Annotated in this window: 22 protein-coding genes; 4 read left to right on the top strand and 18 right to left on the bottom strand. The window is 57.3% G+C overall.

Annotated elements, in window-relative coordinates:
* Nucleotides 1-20: 20 nt before the first annotated feature.
* From GIW79_RS23600 to GIW79_RS23585, 4 genes are all read right to left on the bottom strand, one after another.
* Nucleotides 21-431 carry an NUDIX hydrolase gene (locus GIW79_RS23600; protein ID WP_194438213.1) on the bottom strand — a complete coding sequence of 137 codons (411 nt, stop codon included), beginning with the start codon at nt 429-431 and terminating at the stop codon, nt 21-23.
* Between the two features lie 164 nt (nt 432-595).
* Nucleotides 596-2,551 (bottom strand): UvrD-helicase domain-containing protein, encoded by a 1,956-nt coding sequence (locus GIW79_RS23595; protein WP_236453731.1) that lies wholly within the window; start codon nt 2,549-2,551, stop codon nt 596-598.
* Complete coding sequence (locus GIW79_RS23590; protein ID WP_236453735.1) at nt 2,544-4,859, bottom strand: ATP-dependent nuclease; 2,316 nt, start codon at nt 4,857-4,859, stop codon at nt 2,544-2,546. Before GIW79_RS23590 ends, GIW79_RS23595 begins: the two co-directional genes overlap by 8 nt.
* Nucleotides 4,860-5,145: 286 nt before the next feature.
* On the bottom strand, nt 5,146-5,379 hold the full coding sequence (locus tag GIW79_RS23585) for a DUF6124 family protein (protein WP_236453737.1): 234 nt from the start codon (nt 5,377-5,379) through the stop codon (nt 5,146-5,148).
* Between the two features lie 441 nt (nt 5,380-5,820).
* On the opposite strand from GIW79_RS23585, the gene GIW79_RS23580 reads away from it, so the two are divergent.
* Nucleotides 5,821-6,267 carry a GNAT family N-acetyltransferase gene (locus GIW79_RS23580; RefSeq protein ID WP_089042012.1) on the top strand — a complete coding sequence of 149 codons (447 nt, stop codon included), beginning with the start codon at nt 5,821-5,823 and terminating at the stop codon, nt 6,265-6,267.
* A 129-nt stretch (nt 6,268-6,396) separates the two neighbouring features.
* On the opposite strand, the gene GIW79_RS23575 is transcribed toward GIW79_RS23580, so the two are convergent.
* The 4 genes from GIW79_RS23575 to GIW79_RS23560 all read right to left on the bottom strand — a co-directional run bounded on the left by GIW79_RS23575 (nt 6,397) and on the right by GIW79_RS23560 (nt 11,459).
* Nucleotides 6,397-8,619, bottom strand: a complete 2,223-nt coding sequence (locus tag GIW79_RS23575) for a GMC oxidoreductase (protein WP_236453741.1) — start codon at nt 8,617-8,619, stop codon at nt 6,397-6,399.
* Nucleotides 8,616-9,107, bottom strand: coding sequence for a sorbitol dehydrogenase (locus tag GIW79_RS23570; RefSeq protein ID WP_054898595.1), 492 nt, complete (start codon nt 9,105-9,107; stop codon nt 8,616-8,618). The genes GIW79_RS23575 and GIW79_RS23570 overlap by 4 nt, the downstream gene beginning before the upstream one ends.
* A 4-nt stretch (nt 9,108-9,111) precedes the next feature.
* Nucleotides 9,112-10,452 (bottom strand): cytochrome C, encoded by a 1,341-nt coding sequence (locus tag GIW79_RS23565; RefSeq protein WP_198790790.1) that lies wholly within the window; start codon nt 10,450-10,452, stop codon nt 9,112-9,114.
* A gap of 173 nt (nt 10,453-10,625) precedes the next feature.
* Nucleotides 10,626-11,459, bottom strand: a complete 834-nt coding sequence (locus GIW79_RS23560) for a hypothetical protein (RefSeq protein WP_236453744.1) — start codon at nt 11,457-11,459, stop codon at nt 10,626-10,628.
* 525 nt (nt 11,460-11,984) lie between these two features.
* Here GIW79_RS23560 and GIW79_RS23555 point away from each other — a divergent pair.
* Nucleotides 11,985-12,584, top strand: a complete 600-nt coding sequence (locus tag GIW79_RS23555) for a hypothetical protein (RefSeq protein WP_236453747.1) — start codon at nt 11,985-11,987, stop codon at nt 12,582-12,584.
* Between the two features lie 63 nt (nt 12,585-12,647).
* Nucleotides 12,648-13,169, top strand: a complete 522-nt coding sequence (locus GIW79_RS23550) for a DUF2846 domain-containing protein (RefSeq protein ID WP_034126210.1) — start codon at nt 12,648-12,650, stop codon at nt 13,167-13,169.
* 206 nt (nt 13,170-13,375) lie between these two features.
* Here the strand turns inward: GIW79_RS23550 and GIW79_RS23545 are convergent, their stop codons facing one another.
* From GIW79_RS23545 to GIW79_RS23505, 9 genes are all read right to left on the bottom strand, one after another.
* The gene (locus GIW79_RS23545) at nt 13,376-13,813 is read right to left on the bottom strand and encodes a hypothetical protein (RefSeq protein ID WP_236453750.1); all 438 of its coding nucleotides are present in this window, start codon (nt 13,811-13,813) and stop codon (nt 13,376-13,378) included.
* The gene (locus tag GIW79_RS23540) at nt 13,794-14,561 is read right to left on the bottom strand and encodes an SDR family NAD(P)-dependent oxidoreductase (protein WP_198790786.1); all 768 of its coding nucleotides are present in this window, start codon (nt 14,559-14,561) and stop codon (nt 13,794-13,796) included. The genes GIW79_RS23545 and GIW79_RS23540 overlap by 20 nt, the downstream gene beginning before the upstream one ends.
* A gap of 8 nt (nt 14,562-14,569) precedes the next feature.
* Nucleotides 14,570-15,340, bottom strand: coding sequence for an SDR family NAD(P)-dependent oxidoreductase (locus GIW79_RS23535; protein WP_236453753.1), 771 nt, complete (start codon nt 15,338-15,340; stop codon nt 14,570-14,572).
* Nucleotide 15,341: 1 nt separating this feature from the next.
* Nucleotides 15,342-16,487, bottom strand: coding sequence for an oxidoreductase (locus GIW79_RS23530; RefSeq protein ID WP_197901062.1), 1,146 nt, complete (start codon nt 16,485-16,487; stop codon nt 15,342-15,344).
* 13 nt (nt 16,488-16,500) lie between these two features.
* On the bottom strand, nt 16,501-17,700 hold the full coding sequence (locus tag GIW79_RS23525; RefSeq protein WP_236453755.1) for an AfsA-related hotdog domain-containing protein: 1,200 nt from the start codon (nt 17,698-17,700) through the stop codon (nt 16,501-16,503).
* The gene (locus GIW79_RS23520) at nt 17,697-18,227 is read right to left on the bottom strand and encodes a DUF2867 domain-containing protein (protein WP_034126214.1); all 531 of its coding nucleotides are present in this window, start codon (nt 18,225-18,227) and stop codon (nt 17,697-17,699) included. The genes GIW79_RS23525 and GIW79_RS23520 overlap by 4 nt, the downstream gene beginning before the upstream one ends.
* A 13-nt stretch (nt 18,228-18,240) precedes the next feature.
* On the bottom strand, nt 18,241-18,834 hold the full coding sequence (locus tag GIW79_RS23515; protein WP_198862980.1) for an NAD(P)H-dependent oxidoreductase: 594 nt from the start codon (nt 18,832-18,834) through the stop codon (nt 18,241-18,243).
* Between the two features lie 139 nt (nt 18,835-18,973).
* Complete coding sequence (locus GIW79_RS23510; RefSeq protein ID WP_034126215.1) at nt 18,974-19,549, bottom strand: acyl-homoserine-lactone synthase; 576 nt, start codon at nt 19,547-19,549, stop codon at nt 18,974-18,976.
* Between the two features lie 159 nt (nt 19,550-19,708).
* A complete protein-coding gene (locus tag GIW79_RS23505; RefSeq protein WP_230960017.1) occupies nt 19,709-20,410 on the bottom strand; it encodes a LuxR family transcriptional regulator in 702 nt (233 codons plus the stop codon).
* A 474-nt stretch (nt 20,411-20,884) separates the two neighbouring features.
* Between GIW79_RS23505 and GIW79_RS23500 the strand changes: the two genes are divergently transcribed.
* Nucleotides 20,885-21,448, top strand: coding sequence for a nucleotidyltransferase family protein (locus GIW79_RS23500; RefSeq protein ID WP_236453758.1), 564 nt, complete (start codon nt 20,885-20,887; stop codon nt 21,446-21,448).
* Nucleotides 21,449-21,553: 105 nt separating this feature from the next.
* Here GIW79_RS23500 and GIW79_RS23495 read toward each other — a convergent pair.
* Nucleotides 21,554-22,317 (bottom strand): chromate transporter (locus GIW79_RS23495; protein ID WP_236477419.1); only part of this gene is annotated, 764 nt, incomplete at its 5' end.

Below are 22,317 nucleotides of genomic sequence, written 5' to 3'. Positions count from 1 at the left end.
AAGAAAAGCTGTAAGCGCACTTAGGCTTCAGTGAGTTTTTTCCGAAGAAAGCTCAAAGCATCCTTGAAAACCTGATGCCAATTCTCAGAGGGCTCGCTCACGAGCGGATGCCAAAAGAATCTGAATTCATGGCCTCCATCATCTTCTGCAAAATGCATCCAAGTATCTGGAAGGTCTTGGGCAACATGACATTCATGAAATGCCCATGTGTATCCAGTTACGATGCATCGCCGCTGCCCCAGATGTCGCCCAACTGTCGACTGAATCCCTGCTTCTTCTTTCAGCTCTCGAACCGCAGCCAGGTCGCTTGACTCACCTGGCTCGACACTGCCTTTGACCAGCTGAAAGCCTGCTAATGGATGCTCGAACGCTAAGATTTCCAGCGTTTCTCTGCCTCGCAGAACTACAGGACAAGATTTATCTGCTTCCATGCCGTCAAACCTACTCCGATCCTTACGCGTGAGTCAGGAAGAATAAGCGAAGCAAGCTGCCATCGAAACCGGAGAGGACGAAAGATTCACAAGGTGTGTTTGCCGTCCGCTTACTGAATGAGGTGGTGGAAGTTCTCTTGACCGATCTTCCGAGCGAGAATCGCTTATGCTGCCTCGAAAACTGCTCCAGTGTGGATCGCCTCATCTTCAAAAAGATCAAGCTGACGTATGTGAGCCTCTGCCTGCTCAGGATCAACCGTGAAAAGTACTACAGCCAAGTCTTTAAGCGCCCTTGTGCAGCTCACATAAAAAAGACGGCGCGTTCTATCCACTGTTGTTTCTTCACCCGCATCTATATGTTTTTTGTCGTTATCTGATAGTTCTTTAAGGCCTAAGTATTTTTCATAGGAGAATTGGAAGTGGCTACTTTCAGCGTCATCTAAGACCACAAGTACCCTGTCGAACTCAGCACCTTTTATGCCTTGCTGAGTCCAAAAAGGTGAGCGTTCCGAGATGTAGGTATGGTAAGGCAAAAGCTGGCTTGCGGGACACGCTAGAAAAGCATCCATGGAAACCATTTCCTTTTCGGACTCATCGTCTTCTTGAACGTCGTCGTCATCGTCCTCTCCTACTTCGGGCTCGGGCTGAACAGGCACAACTGCACTTGGGTCCAAATACGATACCAACCTAGGGTCGAGGATCAGTAGCTCAGAGGCATGTACTTGTTTCAAAAGGTCGCCGATCGTTGCACCCGAATTCCCTGCTATGCCTGCTGCGATCGAAGCAACAAGTTCACCGAGTATTTTAAGGCGCTTCTCCACACTCACCTCGAAAAGGGACTCTTTATCAAGAAGAAGTGAATAGTCTCGGATCAATCGCATTACCTCAAGCTGTCGACCATTGGTATGAGCGATAGCGATCGGGATCAAAAACTTTACACACGGCGAAATAGGCCATGCAGATCCGTCTAAAAAGCCATCTTTGAACGCTGAGGGAGCTTTGGAGTTGAGCGCAGCGTAGAGAGTTCCAAATCCTAAGCGCCTTGCAGCCATCTGATGAACAATGACGAGAAGCTTTACCCACGCTTGGTCGTCATCACTTGGTCGCCAATGATCATCACCGGTATGTGCCGCCATCCATTCGCGTACTCGAATCAAATTCGCGTCGCGTGTTTCGTCTGCAGGCAAAATGAAAAGGTGCGCCGAACCTTCAGGGGTTTGAACGATGCCCTCAGGACCTAGCCGGTTTCCAGGGATTTGAACGAGGTCATCACCGTCACGACGGATGGCATTCGCGAGATTCAGAACCTTAGTTGAGCACCGGAAATTTTCAGGTTTCGGAATGTCGGCCCAAGTAGGTTCTGCTTCAACCTGTCCAGTCCCCGTAGCGTAGATTCTTTGCATCGGATCGCCAAAGAATCCAAGACAAAATGTGACTCCGGGTTCGCGCTCGACGGTCTTCAGAGATTCCACAACCTCTGTGGTCGTGTCTTGGCTCTCGTCCACAAATACGAACGGAAACTGGCGCGCGAGAAGGGTTCGGAAGAGGGGGCGTTCGGCAATGAGATAGGGGACGAGTTTCAGAATGTCGTCATGTCCCAAAATACCCTTCGCGTAATTGCTACCTGTACCGTATCGGAATCCTTTGACTGCCGCGATCCGCCCCGACTGCCGATGGAGGCGTTCCAAATCTCGGGTGTCCTTATCCTTCGTGCGCTGTTGAACCCTAGGGCCATAGGTTGCCCGCTTTTCTTCAAGGGCCTCTATTTTTTCCACGATGCGCCCCGACACCCAGACGCGAATGTCGTTCTGAAAAGGCTTTGCCAACAGCCACATGAAGCTGTGGATCGTCGAGACGTGAACTAGGGGGTCACTGCCGACATCCCTCCAAATCTCTCCGGCCGCAATCTCGGTGTAGGTAATGCAGGCAACGCGCTGACGAGTTTTCTTCAGCTTATCGCCGTGCATTTGGATGACCGATGACAGGCCCTTAATTAGCGACGTGGTTTTTCCGGAACCAGCACCGGCCTTCATGATGAAGCTACGCGGTGGAACATTCCCAAGGCAGTTCCGCAGGTCGATGTCGGCCTGGGTGTCCGGCTTGTTCGCCCGGCTACTCATGCTCGCCTCCTATCGCACCATCTTCTTCGGCGATGAGAATGGCGTCAGGCAGCACGGCCTCGAGTTCGATCCGTATTTCGTCTTTCAGCCAGACAAGCCCATCACGGATGTAAGTCGGCACATCCCACGCTTTCTCGTCTTCAGTGAGAACGGCGAGCGCGAACTTCGTTTTATCGAAACTCTTCCGCGAAACCTTCTGATGGAGGCCTTTGGCAAGAGCAGCAGGACCAGCGGCTTCGCCCTTCACAATCAGACCTAAAGGCTTCCTCGCTATGGACTGGGACCAGTCCGGGTTTTCGAGGCCGAAGTCTTCTTCTAGCGTACGCCCGCAGAGGGTTTCGGTGGCCCCGTTCCAAGTGATAGCCCGTTCAGTCTGATAGGCCACGCGAACCTTCGCATCGTCTTCGAGCACGTGAGTTTTGTCCGCTTCCGATGCGTTACGCAAGTCTTCGATTGTGAGCTTCCCCGGAAGCCATTTAATGAGTGTTTGATTCGAAGTTGCAGCGTCCGGTTCACTGGGCAAACAAGCTCTCCCATATTTCTTCTTAGTCGCTGGGACTATAGGCTCTTGGACTGGATCTTGCGCATTGTCCAGAGCCTGCCCTGCTGCATCGTCTTCCGCGTCTGCTGGAACCTCAAACTCTTCGACTTCCTCGTCATCCACGGCATCGTCAGCCGCCTGTGCTACGAGGGCAACACTATCAATATCGGTGATGATCAGAGTTGTCAGACCGAGAAACTCGATGAGCGACTGGAAGCGGTGCCCAAAGGCACCGCCCACCTCCAAGATGCATAGACAAGCTGAGCGGAGAGTTTTTGCGCTCTTCCGGATCATGACAGGAAGGAGCAATCTCTCAACATTGCCTTCAACCAGAATTGCTGCATCTGAGAAAAATAGATCACAGTGTGTCAGTTTAAGATATCGTTCTAGAAAATCACGATCATCCGGCTGGGTTTGGTAAAACGCCGATAGATTAAGTACTTCCGTCAACTGTTCCTTGCCAACTTTCTTGCGTCGGAAGTAGCGGATCGGCTTGAAGCCTCGCTCGTAAAGGATGTGCGGGGAGTGGGTCGTGATGACCATTTGACTGCCAAAAATGCTTCCGTCATCGCCCTCTATATTCAGAAGTTCAAGAATATTGCGTATGAATACCTGTTGGAGTTGGGCGTGTAGATGGGCCTCTGGTTCCTCCACAAAAAGTAGGTGCAATGGAGGGCGACTGTCCATTGTCGCCCACCTAGCTTGGGAGTCGAGAATCTCCACAACCATGTAGATCAAATTCTTGAACCCAAGCCCGTTATAGCTATCAGGAAGGGTGGCCGTGTCTTCGCCATCTCCTATCTGGTAGTGAACCCGTGCGTCCTGGCTCATGACGTGCGCGGGGTCTAGCGCTGACATTATCTTCAGTCGCGGGTTATTGACGCCCGGATAGCCAAGCTTGGCGAGCCGATCAAGCGTCGGCTTGAAAACTCCATCCAAGTGAATGTTGAGCGCTTGCTCAGAGTCGAACAGCGCTTTTAAGGCTATGTGATCGTCCTGCCTCTGATTAAGGTTGCGCTTGTAAAAACGGCTCAGACGTTTTGACAGGTCTTCTGATCTTGCGCCAGCTTCCGGATTAGGATCAGCAAGGTGTCGTTGAGCACCCAGATTGTCGATATGAATAAGAGACTTTAGAATCGTTCCGCCGCCTGGCTCTCCACCTAGTTCATCTGGAACATAATCGCCGACCTCGCGGAAGCTCTCATCAAATTGCGAGCGATCCAAGATGAAGTAGCGCAGCTCGTATTCGCTCTTGAGCTCACGCTGGAGATAATCCGTCATAGAACGCGGCCAAGGAATATATTGCGACTCGGGCGGCAGTTCCGCTGTCTGCGCAGCACCTTTGGCCTTAGCTTCTTGGAAGTTTTGAATGAGGTTGATGGGGCTTCTAGCAGTCAGGGAAACTCGTATACCAACTTTGGTTCCTTCCCACGCAGTACTAGGGAGCAAGGGAATCACTAGATAGAGGTCTGGCGCTGCAACCTCGAACCAAAGATCAAGATCTATACTTGGAAGCGAGAACCCCCGAGGTAGTGCGCCGGCTAAGTCGATATTTCCAGCTTCATCGAAACTCTTCCAGCATGAGGAGCTGAAATCATAGAGGCTGAAACGGTCCCTACCACCCGTCACGAATGCATGGATTGCCTGAGTTGCCGACGTTTTGCCGCTGTTATTCGATCCTACGAATATTGAAATATCGTCAGCCAGCTCAATATGAGCATCCTTTAAACGTCGAAAATTTCTGAGACGATACGAGTGAAGATGCACGAAAATCCTCCGCTGATTTTTGAAATCTATAGCAAGCTGTATCTCCGAAATACATCAAGCCAGTGGCCGTTTTCCATTAGGGCGTGCAGGTTTTGCATCGTCCCAGTTTAGTAGACGATTTGAGTGTCTGCTTTTGGCCGAAAGCAGTCGTCGCCCTCGTCATCGCAGAGGGCTTTGTGCCGCGGCTGAATCCACCGAAGCCATCAAGCACCAAATCGCCGAGTCGTTGTATGTGGCTTACAACGACTCGGCGAGTCATCGGTCTAATGAGTTGAAGAGCTGATCATCAGCCAGGGCAGGGCGCTTCGCGGTCAAGGAGTCTGGCGGTGAGGAGTACGCCCAGTTCGCTCAGTTGGTGGATGGCTAGGGCGATGTCGCGGTGTTTGCCGTTGAGGTCTTCGGACAGGTCGAACAGCAGGGTGCTGACGCTGGTGAAGGTTTCGTAGCTGTTGGTGATGAGGGTTTCGTTGCTGGCGTTGGGGGCGACGGTGAAGAGCGTTGTTGAATCTGCTTTTGACATGAGTAGACATCCTGAGTGATGCCACCACCTTTCCGCTACTAAACAGTGGGTGGCAGCTGTACGCAGGTTAGTAGACCGGTGGATATCTAAAGCCGGCGCGCCCGAAGACGCCCTACGCACAGCCACCATCGAGCACAGACGCACTGTCTGATTGGTGACGCTCATGCACTTATAGATACCCAAATTCAGGCTACTAAACCCGATCACTGAACAATTCAGCGACCGAGCCACCTTAGAGACGGCCACCTCAGCGCACAAGCCGGCGGATTCTGACGCAGGCGTAGGCAATGGAGCAAGGTGCAGCAGGGGAATCGGATTTTGCCTTCAGGCGCTGCGTTATCGTTTGGGGTTTTCGCGAGCAAGCTCGCTCCTACAGGCGTGTTCGTCACCTCAAACGAAATTGTTAGCATTGAACGAGTTTCATATTGGAGGCAGGGATGGATGAAACGATATGAGGTTCAACGGATCACCCACCTTCCGCGCCAGATACTGGCGCTGGAAAAGGAAGCCGTTGGCGAGGGTTTCAGGTTCCTCACTCGTCTGATTAACGAATGGCACTCCGGGGCAAACCGCTTTGATGCACCCGGCGAGTGTCTGATGGCGGCCTATTTGAATCAGCAATTGATAGGCATCGGCGGTCTTTCAGTTGATCCCTATGCTGACAATAATGTGGCCAGACTGCGACGGGTGTACATCGCACCTTCGTCAAGGGGGCAACGCGTCGGACAGATGCTGGTAAAGGCACTTGTTGAACGCGCCGCTCTCAGGTTTCAGGTCGTGCGTCTTTTCACGGATACGGTTGAAGGAAGCGCCTTTTATGAGCGCTGTGGCTTCAAGCGGACAGATGAGGCTCAGGCGACTCATATCATGCGGCTTGGCGGTTTTTGAGGCGATGGCTGCAATGGCAATGGCTCACTGCGTTGGGCGTGGCCGATAGCTTGTAAGTGACGGGATTGGGAGAGCAACCCCACAGCACTGCAGCATCACCGCAGCACTGTGGGGTTGCTATGACAACGCCTACACCGACCCGAAACGTACCTCCACTGACAGACTGCCCTGGTTATCGCCCAGGCCAGCCCCGTAACGCCCGGCCAGGTCGTCATTGATGCACAACTGCAACTCCCCCTGCTGGCCACGCGGCAATTGCGCCTGGTTGCCCACCAGGAACGGCGCGCCGCTGGTGCCGATACGCCCGATCAATGCGCCTTCCGCTTGACCGGGCAAGGTATAGCCGGGCTTGGCGGTCAGGCCTGGGTGGCCCGCCGCACCAACCATGCCGGTGCCCGGGTTGGCCGTCCACTGCCCACCGGTGCACACCGCCAGTTGCCAGCTCTGTCCGTTGATCTGCACGCCGGTGCCCTGCCAGGGGGCTCTGGCCTGCACCTGCACGGTACGCTTGAGCAGGTCGCTGGCGACCACGTCGGCGGCCTGGAAGGTCAGCGCGGTGATGGTCAAGGTCGGGTTGGCGGTGCCGGTGGAGGGGAACACGCCGTCGCCGACCAGGAACAGGTTGGGGTGGTCCCAACTGCGCTGGTCCTTGTCCACCACCGAATATCTGCGGTCCGAGCCCATGCGGTAGGTACCCATCAGGTGGCCAGCGCCGTAGAAGGCGTAGTTCTGACCGTCGTACTCGAACACGGTTTGCGAGCCGGGCTTGAGCTTGGGCTTCAGGTCGGTCAGCTCGGTGGCGCCCATCAGTTTGGTGATGATATGCGTGGCGGCCAGGCGCGCCTGCTTGAAGCCCTCCTTGGTGTAGTCGGACAGTTCGTAGGCGATCTCTGGCCGAGGCAGGCCCAAGCCGTCGGTGAAATGCTTGCTACTCTCCACCCGGCACTGCGCATGCTCAGGGTCTTCCTCCACCTGCTCGATCAAGAAGGCCAGACGGAACTGACGGGTCAGCACGCTGTTGAGCTGCCGCACCAGCGCCACGCCGGACAACGCCTTTTTCTCGGGGTTGGCGCCGCCATTGTTGTCGGCGTCGATGAAATCGCAGACCGTGGCGTACGGATCATTCGCCGACCAATTCCAGCCCTCGTTGCCGATCTCGATACGCCACGCGGCACGCTCGCTGCGGAACGGGCCATCGCGCATGTCTTCGATCCCCGAGGTGGACAGTGGCCCACGGAACGGGAACAACGGCTTGCCTTCAGGCATCAGGCCCCAGGCCAGGTACACCGGGTGGTCGGCCAACGACTTGCCGACCTGGCCGCTGCTGTTGGCGACCCCTTTTAGGCTGTGCGGGCCGATGGAGTTGAGCAGCAGCTTGGGCGTTTCGATCGCGTGGGCGGCGATCACGTAGCGCTTGCCCTGGGCCGTGCCGTTCTGTTGCGTGCCGTTGTTCTGGTACTGGATGAAATCGATACCCGTGACCCCATTGGCATCGACCTGCACCTTGCTCGCCACACACTGGTAAAGAATACGCACGTTGCCGGTATCCAGCGCCTTGGCCATGGTCACGGTGGCGTCGTATTTGGCCTGGATCGGGCAGATCGGCGTGCAGCTGGTGTTGCCGGCGCATACCCGGCGGCCGTTGTCGTTCTGCGAGTTACGCCCGGCTGGCGTTTGCCGCACGTTGAGGGTGAAGCCCTGGTACTGCGTGCCATTGATGGCCTTGCCCACGCCCTGGTCGACCAACGATGGAGGAATGCCGTGCATGCTGTATTGGTAGCCATGGGGGAAGGTCACGCCCAGGTAGCTCTGCGACGCCACATCGGCGGACACGCACATCTCTTCCTCGGCGCGGCAGTAGGCGGTTTGCAGGTCGTCGTAGCTGATCGGCCAGTCGACCCCGACCTTGTACTTGGTCTGCATACGAAAGTCGTTGGGCAACAGGCGCAGGGCCGTGCCCATCCAGTGCCACATGGTACCGCCGCCCACCCGCTCGTAGGTGCTGGCGAACAGTCGCGGCCCGTTCTGTACCAGGTAGCTCTTCTGCACCTTGTCCTTGTCGTCGCTGCCGGCGGTGATCAAATCCTGGATGGTCGCTCGCGGGGCGAACTGTTTGGCCGGGGTCTGCTCGGTCTGCTCCGGTGGGTAGGGCGACTCGGGCGCCTTGAGCACGGCGGTGTAGAAACGCTCCAGATACTCGCTGCGGTTAGGCGGTATCGCCGGGCCCGACTCGAGCACCAGCACTTTCAAGCCGGCCAGGCCCAGCTGGTAGGCCATGACGCTGCCGGCCATGCCGGCGCCCACGACGATCACGTCGGCGGTTTCGATGTTCTGGGTGTTTAGAGTGCTCATGGCTGCTGCCCTTCCTTGGCGTCGACACCGGTGAATTGCTTGAGGGTCGGTGGCTGCTCGGCCCAGTAGCCGAAGTGGTACTCGCTGTAGCCCATGGGGTGGGATTGGGCGATTTTCCACGCCCAGCTTTCCTTGTAAGCCTGGTCGGAGACTACGCGGATGTCATGCTCTTTGGCGGTGCCCTGGTCATAAGGCTGGTACCAGCTGCCAAGCAGCCACAGCTTCATGATCGAGCGGGCGCCTTTGGCGATCTGCGGGTCCGAACTGCCGAGTATGGCGCTGGCGATCTGCTCATGGGGTTGGCCTTTGATAGGGACGTACAGGTTCAGCAGTTTGCTGAACGCTTCGGTGCCCATGCCTTGCTGGGCGGTGTCGAAGAACACCGGAGGCAGGTTGATCGGGTCGACGGCAGGCGCCAGCAGCTTGGCTGACAGGCCAGTGAGCTCGGCAGACAGGTCGATGAAGTCTTGCAGGTTCGGGTCGTTCATGGCATCACTCCTTGGCACCGGTGGATTGGGCACGTTCAAGCAGAAAGGTGAAATCGGCGAAGCTGGTGCGCGGTGACTGGGTCACCCGGGTGGTCGCGTTGTTGTGGCATTCCATGCAACTGGATGAAGCCTGCGGCGTAGTGCCCTGGTTGTAGGTTTCCAGCGTGGCGTTGGCCAGGAAGTTCGGCGCAGGCGTGCCCAGCGGGTTGGTTGGCGACGGCACCTGGCAGTCATCGGCGGGGGCGGTTGGCCATTGGGTGCTGATCAGTTGGTAGTTGGCCCACACCGTACCCTTGAGCGCGCCTTGCCATTGCGCGTTGAGCTGGTGGGTTGCGGCGGTGAGCGGAATTTCCCGCACGATCTGCGAGGGTGTGGCTTTCTTCGACGGGTCCCACGGCTGCGCGGGCGGCTCGTTCACCGGGCGGTCGCTGGCCTGGGCGTTGTAGAACAGGTAGGGGCCCTTGCGCTCGTTCATGGGGGTGGTCTTTTCCGGTACGTTGCGCACGTGCTCGAAGCTTGACCACACCCACTGCGGCGCATCTTTGGTCTTGTGCACGATGTGCAGGCCGACCAGCCCGACCTTCTGCACGTTGCACGATTCGGGGATCACCGCGCCCTTGTTCGTGTCGGCGTTGCCGGGGGTATAGACCAGGGCATTGATGGCATGGAATTCCTGTGGGTTGTCGTTGCCGCCGAGCACCTTCCAGGCCGATTTGACCATGATCGCGCCGACATGCTTGTCTTGCTGCGAGCCGCAGGAGAAGGCGATGCGGTTGTCGGCCTTGGTGAAGAAAGCCTGTTGGCCTTCCTTGCTGTAGAGACCCTTATTAACGATGTCGTCGAACATCGGCTGGTTGACCATGATCGCGTTGCGCGTGTAAGTGCCGTTCTGGTCCACCAGTGGGCCGGTCTTGAACGGCTGGATGGTCTCGTCGAGCACACCAGCAACCTTACCCATCTGCTGCAGCACGGGCAGGTCACCCTTGCCTTGGCAGGCCGGGGGTAGCGGCGCCTTCTGGTTCCAGGCGACAGGCTTCTGGCCTTGGGGCAGGAAAATCTCGTAGCTCTCCTTCCACGACTCCCACACCGTCTGCCCCGGCGCACCGATCTGCGCCGAGGTATTGGCGCTGCCGTCGGCGTTGGCGGGCCAGTTCAGCGCGACGAAGGTCTGCCACGACAGCACGTCGAAATCGTGTTGCAGATTGTCCAGGGTGAAGGGGGCATTGGCGGTGACGTCGAAGGGAATCGCAGGTGACAGCGGCGGCGGGCTGGCCGCATCGGCCATGGCGAGCACGCTGGTGAAGCTCGCACCCAGGCACGCCAACCGTTTCAAGGTTATTTTCATTATCGTCTCCTCAGCAGATAAAGCGTCGGGACGACGAGTCGTACTGGCCCTTCATGGACCGATAGTTCAGCGTTATCCCTTACGCTAGGCTGAAGGCTAGCCGTTGCGCTTGAACCTCCAGAAATATCCGACTAAAGGTATGGATAAGCAGGATCGCGCATAAAGTGCGGGCCTTACTCTGAATATCTCCCCACCTGTTTTTTCCAAGGCAAGTACTCCACAAAAACGACGCGGTGGGCTACTCCATCTTCCTTTACACGAAACCCTGACATTTGTTGCAGATCGAGTTGCAAGCATTCAGTTGCAAGTGCCTTTTGTAACGCCGGATCCGGGTGGAAATGTTCAGGGCGCAGATAGTTTTTTTTCAACGTCACATCGCAACGTGCGACTTGGCCCTTTGCGTTGGCAGTGAATTCAAAGCGTGCTTGGCCGAACGCATTTATTGATTGCTTGGCCACCACGTTGTCCCAGAAAAAACGGCTTTCAACAGCAGCCCTCTGGTGTCTGCGTTCGTAATCAGAAATGGGTGAGGTATTACCAGAAGCTATCAAAGGCACGGTGACCTCAAAGGTGCCATCAACTGGATTCTGAAGTCCTTCCGGAACGCTCTCCCAGATACTGCTCCAGCACACATCCGTGACGACATTCGTAAAGCCTGGTGGACTTCCAGCGTCCATTGGCTGCGCCTCGCAGCGCAATACGTCGCCCTGTCGATCAAGCTTCATACGTAGCTTCACGCTGCCTCGCAGTCCCTCGCCATTCGCCCAGAACACATTTTGAGCCAAGGTAGTGCCTAAAACCCTGCCGTAACGCCTCTCTTCTATGCGCTTGATTTCTTCTGAGGTGAGATAAGTTGGAGCGGACTTACCACCGCTATCAACCCAGGCATTCACTCGCTGCTCGGGTGTCAACCGATGGCAACTAGAGAGGGGCACTGAACCTGCCAATAACAGCAGCATGGAGATGAGCCGACAATCGGCCCGTGATTTCATTTTAATGATGGACACTCTTGCCTTCCTTGAAACGACACAAATCGATATTTTGCCTTGAGTGCTAATGAGCGTCTTGTGCTGGTCGAGACTGTGTAAAGCGCTCTGTATCGTTTGCTGCCTACCGTAACTAACTGAATTGAGACTGAAAGCAACTTCAGCGTAACCGTCCCACTCCAGTCAGTCGACCGATAGCTGCTGGTCGATGACGCTCGTGCACATGGTGTGGACAAACCCTCAGGCTACTAAACCCGATCACTGAACAATTCAGCGCCCGAGCCACCTTAGGGGCGGCCACCCCAGGGCACATGCCGGCACAATGGCGCAAGGCGCGGAAGGGGAATCGGATTTTGCCTTCAAGCGCTGCGTTATCGTTTGGGTTTTTCGCGAGCAAGCTCGCTCCTACAGGAGTGGGTTGTTATCAAGGTGCGGGTAGCTGGACAATAGAGGCCGACGAGCCAGCAACGAAGCAACAGATGTGCGAACGTTTGGTTCGCTCGCTGGGTTCTACGAACTGCAAGATTACTGATCGGAAAAAAACCAATGCTAGGGAAAGTCAGCAGTAAACATCTTGTCTGGGCCGCGGTCGCACTTTGCGCGACCCTTTTGTCCGGCTGCGCTACGTCACGCTACGACGGCAAGCACGCACCGGACCCGAGTAAGGCGATCATCGTCGGTTCGATTGGTGAGAGCTATCTGACGCAGCCCCATGGGCTGGTGGTTGAAATCGACCAACAGGGAGCACCCGGCACCGCATTACGGCTGACGACGTTGGGCAATGAAGATGATCAGCCGTCACTCCATTTGCTGGGCCATTACTTCATGTATGAAGTGCCGCCTGGTGAGTATGAGTACACGCAGTGGCATTACGTGTATTACGCGGGTAAGTCGATGCCGCGGCCGGTGCCTGCGGTTTTCTCGGTGAAGGCCGGGGAAACTCTCTATATCGGTGATCTGCGCGTCGATGCCCTGCGCTTTTGCCTGTCCAACGTGAACAATGCCGATGACACGGTGCAGGCGCTCAAGCGCAAGTACCCGATGCTCAAGGACCGGAACATCGTGAATCTGACGCCGAAGAGTGGTTTTGCGCCTTGGCCGAGTTCTGATGCCACTGACTTCGGTAAAGGGCTGTGCACGATTTGAAGCTGGTACCGGTGACAGTCATCGACCCCGACGCCCATTGATCCACGTTCAAGGAATTCATACATGAAGCGCTCTACGCTACTCTGGGCCAGCCTGTTCGCAGGCATGGTCTCACTGACCGGTTGCATCAGCGGTCCGGACCTCAAAGGCCAACCGTTCTTCACGTCACCGGCTGAACCTCGTGCGGATGAGGCGACGGTTTACTTTTATCGCACGGCGGCGAGCATCGGTGGCGGGGTCGCCCCGACTATTCAGGTCGATGGCCGCACTATCGGCAGCTTGCCTTCCGGTAGTTTTTTCAAGGCCGGCATTCCCGCCGGCAAGCACAGCGTTGCCTCCACCTCGCCACCGATCATCAGCGGTATGGTTAACCAGCGTTTCGATATCACCGTCGAGAATGGCAAGGTGTATTACATCGCCGATCAACTCAGCACTTCTGACTACAAGGATGGGCAGACCTTGGGTGAAGTCGACGGCCGTCGTTTCAGCGGAACAATGTTTTACTCGCGCTACGCGCTTGTGCCTGCCGAGGAAGCGCTGCGTTCTATCAAGTGGTGCCAGGAGCTGCCGGCAACCGCACGGTAACCACGCGTCCAACATCATCCAAAGCCAACTTGCCGACAGAGAACAACCCCACACTACCGCGGCATTGTGGGGTTGTTAGCCGTCGCGCTTGAACCCCCCGAAAAAGCTAGGGGTAAGCAGGAACGCTCAGTGGGTGGACGGTTCGGGCGATGTCGAGAAGACAAAGGCGGGACCTTAATCAAGCGCCAGGTTGGCCCCCGGCGGCATCAGTAAGTGCGTGCCTCTTCTCGGCTGGATGGGGCAGCGTTGCGCTCGAATAACCTATGCGAAAACTCCAGCATCGCCAGCAACAATTGAACGGCACCCAGCACCAGCAGGAAAGGTGAAGCGCCACTGCTGACGGCCACTACCTGCACTACCACTACAATCACGCGTAGCAGAGCGCTGAGACGGGCATGTTCGCGGGTAGGGGCTCGCCAACGTACAACGCCCCACACGAGGTATGCCCAGGCGCCGATGTTGAGCAGGAACATGGCGGTGGGGTCGAGCGCCGAGAAGTGGCTGTCGAAGCCCAGTTGCAGATCAACCCATTGGATCAGTGCATAGGCCCAGACGGACACGATCGGCAAGGCGAAGGGAGCCATCGCGAGAATGTCGTATGCAGCGCCGACACGTACGATTTTTTCATGGGTGGATTGGGTCATTGCGGGTCTCCTCCTGGAGTGGCTGGGTCAACAAGTCGCGGATTTCCTGGAACTCACCCGATTTCAGTCCAAGATGATGGCGCTCGGCCAAGACCTGAACGATATGCGCAGCGCGGGATTCTGCGTCGACGATGTAGCCGGGCACTGCCGCCCGTTGGCGGAGTGCGACAAGATCACTGAAGCGTTCATCCGCCGCCATGATGGTCTTCGCCACCGCCGTCTGGACGTTGCAGAGCCCCAGCACGGCAAAGAATGTGTGTGGGTTTTCCAGGTGATAGATCTTTGCCAGAGCGTTCAACGCCGCCTTGGAAACCGAATATGAGAGCATCCCGGCACGTTGGCGCACGGCCGAAATCGATGATGAAAACACCACGGTGCTGGGAGGCTGCGTCGTACTCAACAGGATATCCAGGACCATTTTTACCGCGCCCAGGTTAAGTGCCAGGACGCTGTTGAACTCCTGCATCGAGGTTTGCGTGGCCAGTTGTGGAGGGCTGCCGAACCGACCCGCATTCAGGTAGACGGTGTCTACCGGAGCAGGGGAGCGCGACAGCAACGCCTGCAAGATTGCCGGGGCGCGGTCGATATCGGTCAAATCGCACCTGAGGAAGTGAAAGCGCTCCTGTGACGGGATGTTGGCCGCAGGATTGCGTGATACCGCGAGCACCTCGTCGCCCCTGGCCAAGTGATAACGCGCCAGAGCGTTGCCGATACCGGTGCTCACACCGGTGATCAATATGCTAGCCATGATTGCCCCTAGAATTTGCCGATGTGATAGCCGCCATCGGCACTGAGCACCGAGCCGGTGATGTAGCTGGATCTGCGGCTCAACAAAAACACGATCGCGTCGGCGATTTCCTCTGGGTGGGCAAAGCGTTTCATGGCGGTCACGTCACGCTTGCGCTGGGTGTTCTCCGGATGGGCCGCCAGCCGTTCCGCAGAGTTCATACCGCCCAGTGTCGGCCCGGGCGCTACGGCGTTGACGCGTACGGCAAAACCGGATTCGCTGTCGCAGGCATTCTCCATCGCGGCGACCTGCGTCAAGGCATTGAGCGCGGTCTTGCTGGCGACGTAGGCGGCCTGATTGGCCATAGGCATCACGCCCGCGCACGAAGACACATTGACGATCGCACCATCGGGGTACCGGCTGATCACTTCCAGTTCTCTTTGCAGGCAGTAAAAAGGGCCGTTCAGGTTGGTGTGGATGACCCTGTCCCAATCCTGCGGTGCGCTGGTCGCGATCGGCGCGTAGGGGGCGGTAATGCCTGCGTTGTTGATTGCAAAGTGCAACTGATCCACCTCGCCAGCCACCGTAGCGAATGCCTCGGCGACCGAGGTGTGCGACGCCACATCGCAAAAGATGAACTGCGCCGAAGCCCCCAGTATCTCTAGAGCGGCGTCGGCCTTTTGCTGGTTCCTGCTCATCAGGAACAGGCGTGCGCCCGCTTTGGCCAGTTGTTTTGCCACCGCCAGGCCGATGCCGCTGGCACCGCCGGTAATGACGATGTTCTTGTCTTGAAATTCCATGTTATTGATTCCCGTAGTGGATGTGAGCGGGACGCTTGTAGTGCTCATTCACGCAGCAATACACCCGGTCGAGTTGCGGGTTGCTCTTGTCCCGAAAGCAGTTACCGTCAAACCGGCATTGCTGAACCTTGTCTTCATGGCCGGCGAGCGACTTGCTGATCAGGTCGTTATCGGCGAAGAGGGCTCGGCTCATACCGATCAGGTCACAGTGACCCAGCCGCAGTTGATTTTCTGCTTCCTGCAGGGAGCCAATGAAACCGGCATAGCCGACCGGCAGCGAGGTGAATGACTTGATCAGGCGTACCCCTTCGACGAACTGTTGCTGAATCGTCGGATGGGCAGACAGCATGTAGCGGAAGGTTTCCTTGATGGTGATCGAGCACATGATTGCCGAGGTCCCGGCGTTTTCCAGGGCAGCCACCACATCCTGGAGCAGTTCCGGTTGCTGCCCGTTGGCGCCTACGCAATCATCAATGCCCAGGCGCACGGAAACATCCAGCTCTCCTGCGGTAACCCTGTGAATGCGGTCGATGACTTCCAACAGAAACCGCGCTCGCTTGAGCGGGCTGCCGCCGTAAGCGTCATGGCGATGGTTGGTCCAGGGCGATAGAAAACTGCTCAGCAGGTAGCCATTGGAGGCCTGAAGCTGGACCATCCTGGCGCCGGCCTGTCTGGCACGCAGAGCCGCTTGAGCAAACTGATCGCAAACGACGTCGATGTCCTCGACACTCATCTCCAATGCCTCGGCACCACGGCTGCCGGATAACGCACTGCGGCTCGGGCAAAGCAGCGGTTGGCCGCTGATCTGTGTGCCACCTTGGGCGCCGTAATGCTGAAGTTGCACCACCACTGGACAGTCCCGCTGGCGACCGTACTCCACCAGCGGCGCGAGCTTTTCCACGTTGGCATGGCTGTGCAGGCACAGGCCACGCGCATGCAGGCGCGTGGAGGGCGCTATGGAGGAGTTACCCAGCACCACCATGGCGCAGCCACCGTCGATCACATGGTGATAGAAACTGAGCATTTCCTCGGACAGAGAACCGTCCGAGGTGGCCAGGTCGATGCCCATCGGCGCGAAGTACACGCGGTTTTTCAGCGAAACGCCCTGACCGATCATCAGTGGGCGTTGTGATAACTCATAGCTCATGGGCGCAGGATCCTCATGCCACGATTTGCTCGGGGGCCAGAGGGTCAGTTGAAGAGCCAGCGTTCCATTGCATCTGCCCGGCAAAGAAGCAGTGGCACTTGATCGTTTCACGCAGTTCGCTGGCCTGGCTCTTGGACAGCTTGTCGAACACCAGCACGCGCTGGTCGGGTTCGCCGGTGGAGCAAGTCGAAGCAACGGGCAGGCTGAGGAAGCCGCCCCGTTCGATATACAGCGATACGGTCGTGACCGTGCTCCAATTGATGCCTTCGGCCTGGTGAGTCACCAGCACGCCCAGTACCGAGAGCAGGCTCAGCCTGGCTTGCAGCGCACTGTCGGCGTGATGCACGAGGATGTTCTTGGGCAAGCGATCGGAAGGGGTGAACCAGTGATCCTGAGGGTAGTTCAACGAACGCATGCGTTTGAACAGCGGTAATTTGATCACTGCGCCTTGCAGCCAGAGACGCGATACCAGCCGGCCGTTCTGATAGAAGTTTGCGCACTTGTCGATGGACTTGGGTTGCGATCGCTTCAGGCCGTGGGTCTGTTGCACCACGACTTCGACCTCGTAAGCCGATTCGGTGTAGGCGTTGAAGGAAATGCGCAAGTCTTCGATGGAAATGGAAACCGCACCGCGCTGATGGCCCAAGTAGTTGTAGACGTAGTGGTACATGGCTTGCCTGGCCACTTCGATCAACATCAGGCCCGGTACATGTTCGTGCTGTTTGTTGTAGAAGTAGTAATTCTTGGTGTCGTTGATCAACAGGTAAGAGCCCTGCCTGGCCTTGTCCCACTGCGCGAGCGACTCAAGGCATTCGATCATGCGCATTACCTGGTCGGGCGGTATGTGGGCATCACCGCCTTGAAAATGCTGGGCCAGGTAGCGTTGGGCCTGGTGGGGGATGAATTCAGCCGTGAGGATGAAGTGGTCGTCGCACTCGGTATAAAAGTCAGCCAGGCGGATCTCGAAGGTGGAGAGAGTGCCGGCCTGTTCCGCACTGAGGGTCAGGGGCAGATGGCGCAGCACATACCGGCCGTCTTGGGCACGGTACAGCTGTTTGAACAGGTCCTGATCCTGGGGGTTGCCAGCCAGTAGGTCGGCGCCGATCGAAGCATTGAGAAAGCTGGGCAGAATCAGCCTGGGTCGACCGATCAATACATCCCTGGGTGTGTCTTTGTGCAACAGATGAGGGTCAATTGAGTCTGCGCTGTTCATGAGTTGCGATCTCCAAGTGAGCGAGTTGGGGAATGTAGGGGGAGACGGGACAGCAAACGCTTGATGATGAGCCCATGCACCGGCGCCACCGGCAGCATGTACAGGCGGCCGAACGTGTTGAAGGTCTTGACGGAGGTGGTGATATGCAGGCAACGCGGTTGCGTGAGAGGTGTATCGATCGAGACCATGACCGCCAGGTGGGTATCGCGTGAGGTCAGTACCAGCTTCTGTGCGCTGATGGCTTCGATGGTAAAGAAATCGAGCTTTTCGCCGACCCCCGGGGCGCACTGGGGGGTGACACCCGAGAACCCGCCGATCCGCTCGACGTGAAAATGCTGTGAGATGCTGTCGCGCAACCTGAACGCGCCTTTGAGCCAGGCGGGCGTCGCGGCGGTCATCTGGCAGTACAGTTCCAGTGGTGTGGCTTGGGTGTCGATGAGTGCGCTGGCAGAGTGCAGAAAACCCAGCTCGTTGCGCGCGGCCACCAGGCTGGCGCACGGTGGGATCTGGTTATTTGACGTCTTCATGCGTGAGGGCACCTTATTGCAGCAGCGCGATTTGTGCCTGCTCGGCCTGCAACAGCATGTTCTCGTAGAGTTGGTCGGCGCTGGCCTGGTCCTCAATCACTTGTGCGGCGACATTCCGAGCAGTGACGTCGATTGATTCGTCATCGATGAACACCGATTCGTAAATCCCGACTACAGGCAGGTAGATGCCTTTGACGTACGCCACCGTCTGCTGCAAAGGCCTGAGCAATTCATCCAGGGTGTAACGGTTGAACCCGCCAGCGCGGTAGCCGGTGGAGGGCGCACCCACCGTGGTGATGATCATGAATTCCTTGTCTTTGAGCTTGTCGCCGCCGCGTGCGTAGGCATAGCCGGGGGTGAAGACTTCATCGATCCACTGTTTCATGATTGCCGGGCAGGAATACCAGTACAACGGAAACAGCAACACGATGCGGTCATGGGCATTGAGCAATGCCTGCTCTGCACCCATATCGAACCCGGTGGGCGTCACCGCGCTGGCCAGACTATGGACCTTGACGCCACGCTGGCTGATCTCGCCCATGATCGCGGTATTGACGCGGGAAACCGAAAGATCAGGATGGCCAGAAATGACAATGACTTTTTTCATGTAGATCGTGTGTCCCATTTATAGTCGGTTGGAATGCCGATGCAGCGTTATTTAAGAGCAGGCGCCTGAGGTTGTAACCTAACCTTTTGGGGAGTCGGCTCGGCCGACTTGCCCGCAGCGGCAGGCCATTTGCGCTGCTTCAGGCCACTTCTCGATCAGCCAGGCAGGGCGGCACACTGATCCAGTTGGCCATGATCTTGTGCCCGTCGATCACGGTCAGCTTGCCCTCGCAATGAGCGTCGAAACCCGCGTTGCGCAACAAGCGGGTAATTCCCGGCGGCGATACCGTGATCAATTGGCGAACCTTGTGGCAAGCGGCGACCTTGAGCACTTCATGCAGCAGCGCCACGGCGTTGGGCGATGACAGGGAGTGGCCCGTGAAGGTCTGTTGTTGCAGGTCGACGGCGGCAAACCGGGAGATTTCCCAGATGTGCGCAGAATGAGGGAGTGCCTGGCCACCCAGCACCTGGGGGAACACTTCCTTGAGCAGATAGGGCTTGTGCGTGGGCAGCAGCCGCGCCACACCGACGATGTGCGGGCCTTGACGGGCGATTACGTACACCGTGTCGTCGCGGTCAAATTGATCCAGTTCCTCACCGACCGCACAGTCCAGATGCCACCCAAGTTTTTCGACAAATACGCGATAGCGATACAGCAACAGGGCCTGCCACAGTTCGGTCGGTAATGTCAGGCGCGTACCCGTGGTTATATACATGAGGAACCCTCGGCAAAAAAACGAGGGGCCATTCGGCAGAATAATCGAGCACTTAGGTACTGCTCTTTTGGGCAGGTGTGTCGTGAGGGTGCGCGTATTATTGTTGTTGTTCACACTGAGCGACATTAACGCATCAGGGGTGCGCCAATCAGGTATGTGTCAGACGAGCAAGCCCAGTGAAGTGGCGCGCACGACGGTAGCGGTGCAGTTATGCACGCCCAGTTTCGAGCCTGCATTGCGCAGGTGAAATTTGATGGTTTCCCGCGATAGCGAGAGGATCAAACCGATCTCGTGGGCGGTCTTGCCGTCGGCTGCCCACTTGAGCACTTCACATTCACGCTGCGACAGGGTTTTTTCCTGCGGTAACTGCCAGTGCGGCGTCAGCACGCGCAAGAACCCCTGATGAGCGACGTGCACCAAAAACCGCATGTATTTTTGATTGGCGGCAAGCTCTTGGGCCGTAATAGGGTCATTGGAGCGCGCCAGTGTCAGCATGCCGCCGCTGCCGCGGCCGTCCAGGCAGGATTGCGCCCAACCATGGGCCAACCCGGCGCCGCGGGCTTCTTCCCACATCTGCGGGTTTTGCCGGGTCATTTGCTCGTCCCAGACAATCGGTATCGTCGATTTCGTGCAGTGCTGTACCGTCGGGTCCACGGCGATGTATTTGCAGTGGGCGTAGCGTTGTCGCCATGAAGGCAAAAAATTATTGCTCATCACGATTTTAGGGCGGGTGACGGGGATAGGGATTCGGATTCCATATGCGCAATAGTCGAACCCCAGGTGTTTTGCCGTGCTGACGATCCGAGCCAACAATTCAGCTTCGGTTCGGGCATTGTCGATCGTGTCCAGCACATCATCCATCCACTTCACTGTCATTCTCCTTGAATTGACCTTTACGCTCTATCTGCGCCGAAAACGATGACGGCACTACGCCGGTGTCATCAACGGTGTGGGTTTAGATGCTCGGCGTTAAAGTTAGACACATTTATGCAGCGCTCTCGGCCTTCATACTTTTGGCGTGAGAAGGCGTTGCAGGTATCGCGATACGCACCTTTGGGAGCGTGCAAGGGGCGAACTCCATTTAGCCGGTGTCCTGATCAATTTCAGCGGGGGCAGCTGAGATAAGGCGTGTAAGGGTAGTGCTGCGTAAAGTTGCTTTACAAGCAAGTGGGGGCATTCTTCATGTTGGTTTCATTTGTTCGGCTTCGCGTTGAGTTGTACGCAGGGCGCGAGGTGATTTCGTCAAACTCCTGATTCGTTTCGGTGTTAAAGCCCGCGCCTACAGAAGTGACATGTTGGGGTGGTATTGTTGCGCCAGATTATGGAGGACTGAACATGACATTGACGGTCGACACCCTGCTCGAATTGGCCATGGCCAACCCTATCAATGCGCAACTCACCGCGCGCTTGCCGGATCTTGGTGTGCAGCAGTGCATGCTCACGGCGGGCTGTTTGTTCCAGGCCGTGTGGAACCATCAGGCGAATCTGCCGGCGGCTCAGGGCGTGAAGGACTACGACGTTTTTTACTTTGACGAGGACCTGTCCTACGAGGCGGAAGACGCGGTAATTCGTGCGGCGCAGGGGCTGTTCCAAGACCTGGGGGTGAATGTGGAGGTCAGGAATCAGGCGCGGGTGCACCTTTGGTATGGTCAGCGGTTTGGCCGGCCTTACCCGCAGTTGCATTCGGCTCGGCAGGGCGTTAACCGTTACCTGGTGGCGGGCACGTGCATTGCGCTGGATATCGCTTGCGGTGAGGTGTATGCGCCTTATGGATTGGAAGATGTGGAGCAGGGGGTGTTGCGTATCAACCCTTTGCATCCGGAGCCGGAGCTGTTTTTGCACAAGGCCAGGAGTTATCAGGCGCGTTGGCCGTGGCTCAAGATAGTCGAGCCGGGCTGAGCCCCAATGCTGTAGGAGCGAGCTTGCTCGCGAAAATCGTTAACGATAACGCGTGCCTTCAGATTAAACGCGGCGCCTGTGAGTTTTTCGCGAGCAAGCTCGCTTCTACAGTAACGTGCCGAGTAGGCCGCAACTTATCACTACCAGCCATGGCGGCAGTTTCCACACCATCAACGCGACCAGTGCCAGCAACGCCAGGGCGAGGTCGTAGCCGTTGAAAATCGCGCTGGTCCACACCGGCTGGTACAGCGCCGCCAATAACAGGCCAACCACTGCCGCGTTCACCCCGACGAGCGCGGCCTGGGTGCGCGGGCTCCTGCGCAGGTTGGCCCAGAAGGGCAAGGCGCCGAAGATCAGCAGGAACGACGGGGCGAAGATCGCCAGCAGCGCGATCACCCCGCCAAGCCAACCGCTCGGGGCGTGGGTCATGGAGGCGCCGAGGAAGGCGGCGAAGGTGAACAGCGGGCCGGGCACGGCCTGGGTGGCGCCGTAGCCAGCAAGGAACACATCGTTGCTGACCCATTGGCTGGGCACCACTTCGGCTTGCAGCAACGGCAGCACCACGTGGCCGCCGCCGAATACCAGCGCACCGGTGCGGTAGAAGGCGTCCACCAGCGCCAGTGTGGGGTTGAGCGCCCATGTGGCGAGGAGTGGCAAACCCACCAGCAACAACAAAAACAGCATCAACCACAGGGCTCCGGCGCGGCGGCTGATGGCGATGGGCAGGGCGTCGGGCTCGGCACTGCTCTCGGGCTTGAACAACAGCAGGCCAGCCACGCCTGCGACCACCATGACCCCGACCTGAGCCCCGGCGGAGGGTTGCAGCACCACCACGCAGGCGGCGATCAACATCAACGCCACCCGTAACA

This window comes from Pseudomonas sp. PA-7-1E, assembly GCF_021605325.1.
Taxonomy (GTDB): domain Bacteria; phylum Pseudomonadota; class Gammaproteobacteria; order Pseudomonadales; family Pseudomonadaceae; genus Aquipseudomonas; species Aquipseudomonas fluorescens_BV.
Note: the sequence above shows the minus strand (reverse complement) of the source record. Positions and strands in the feature narration are given on the sequence as shown.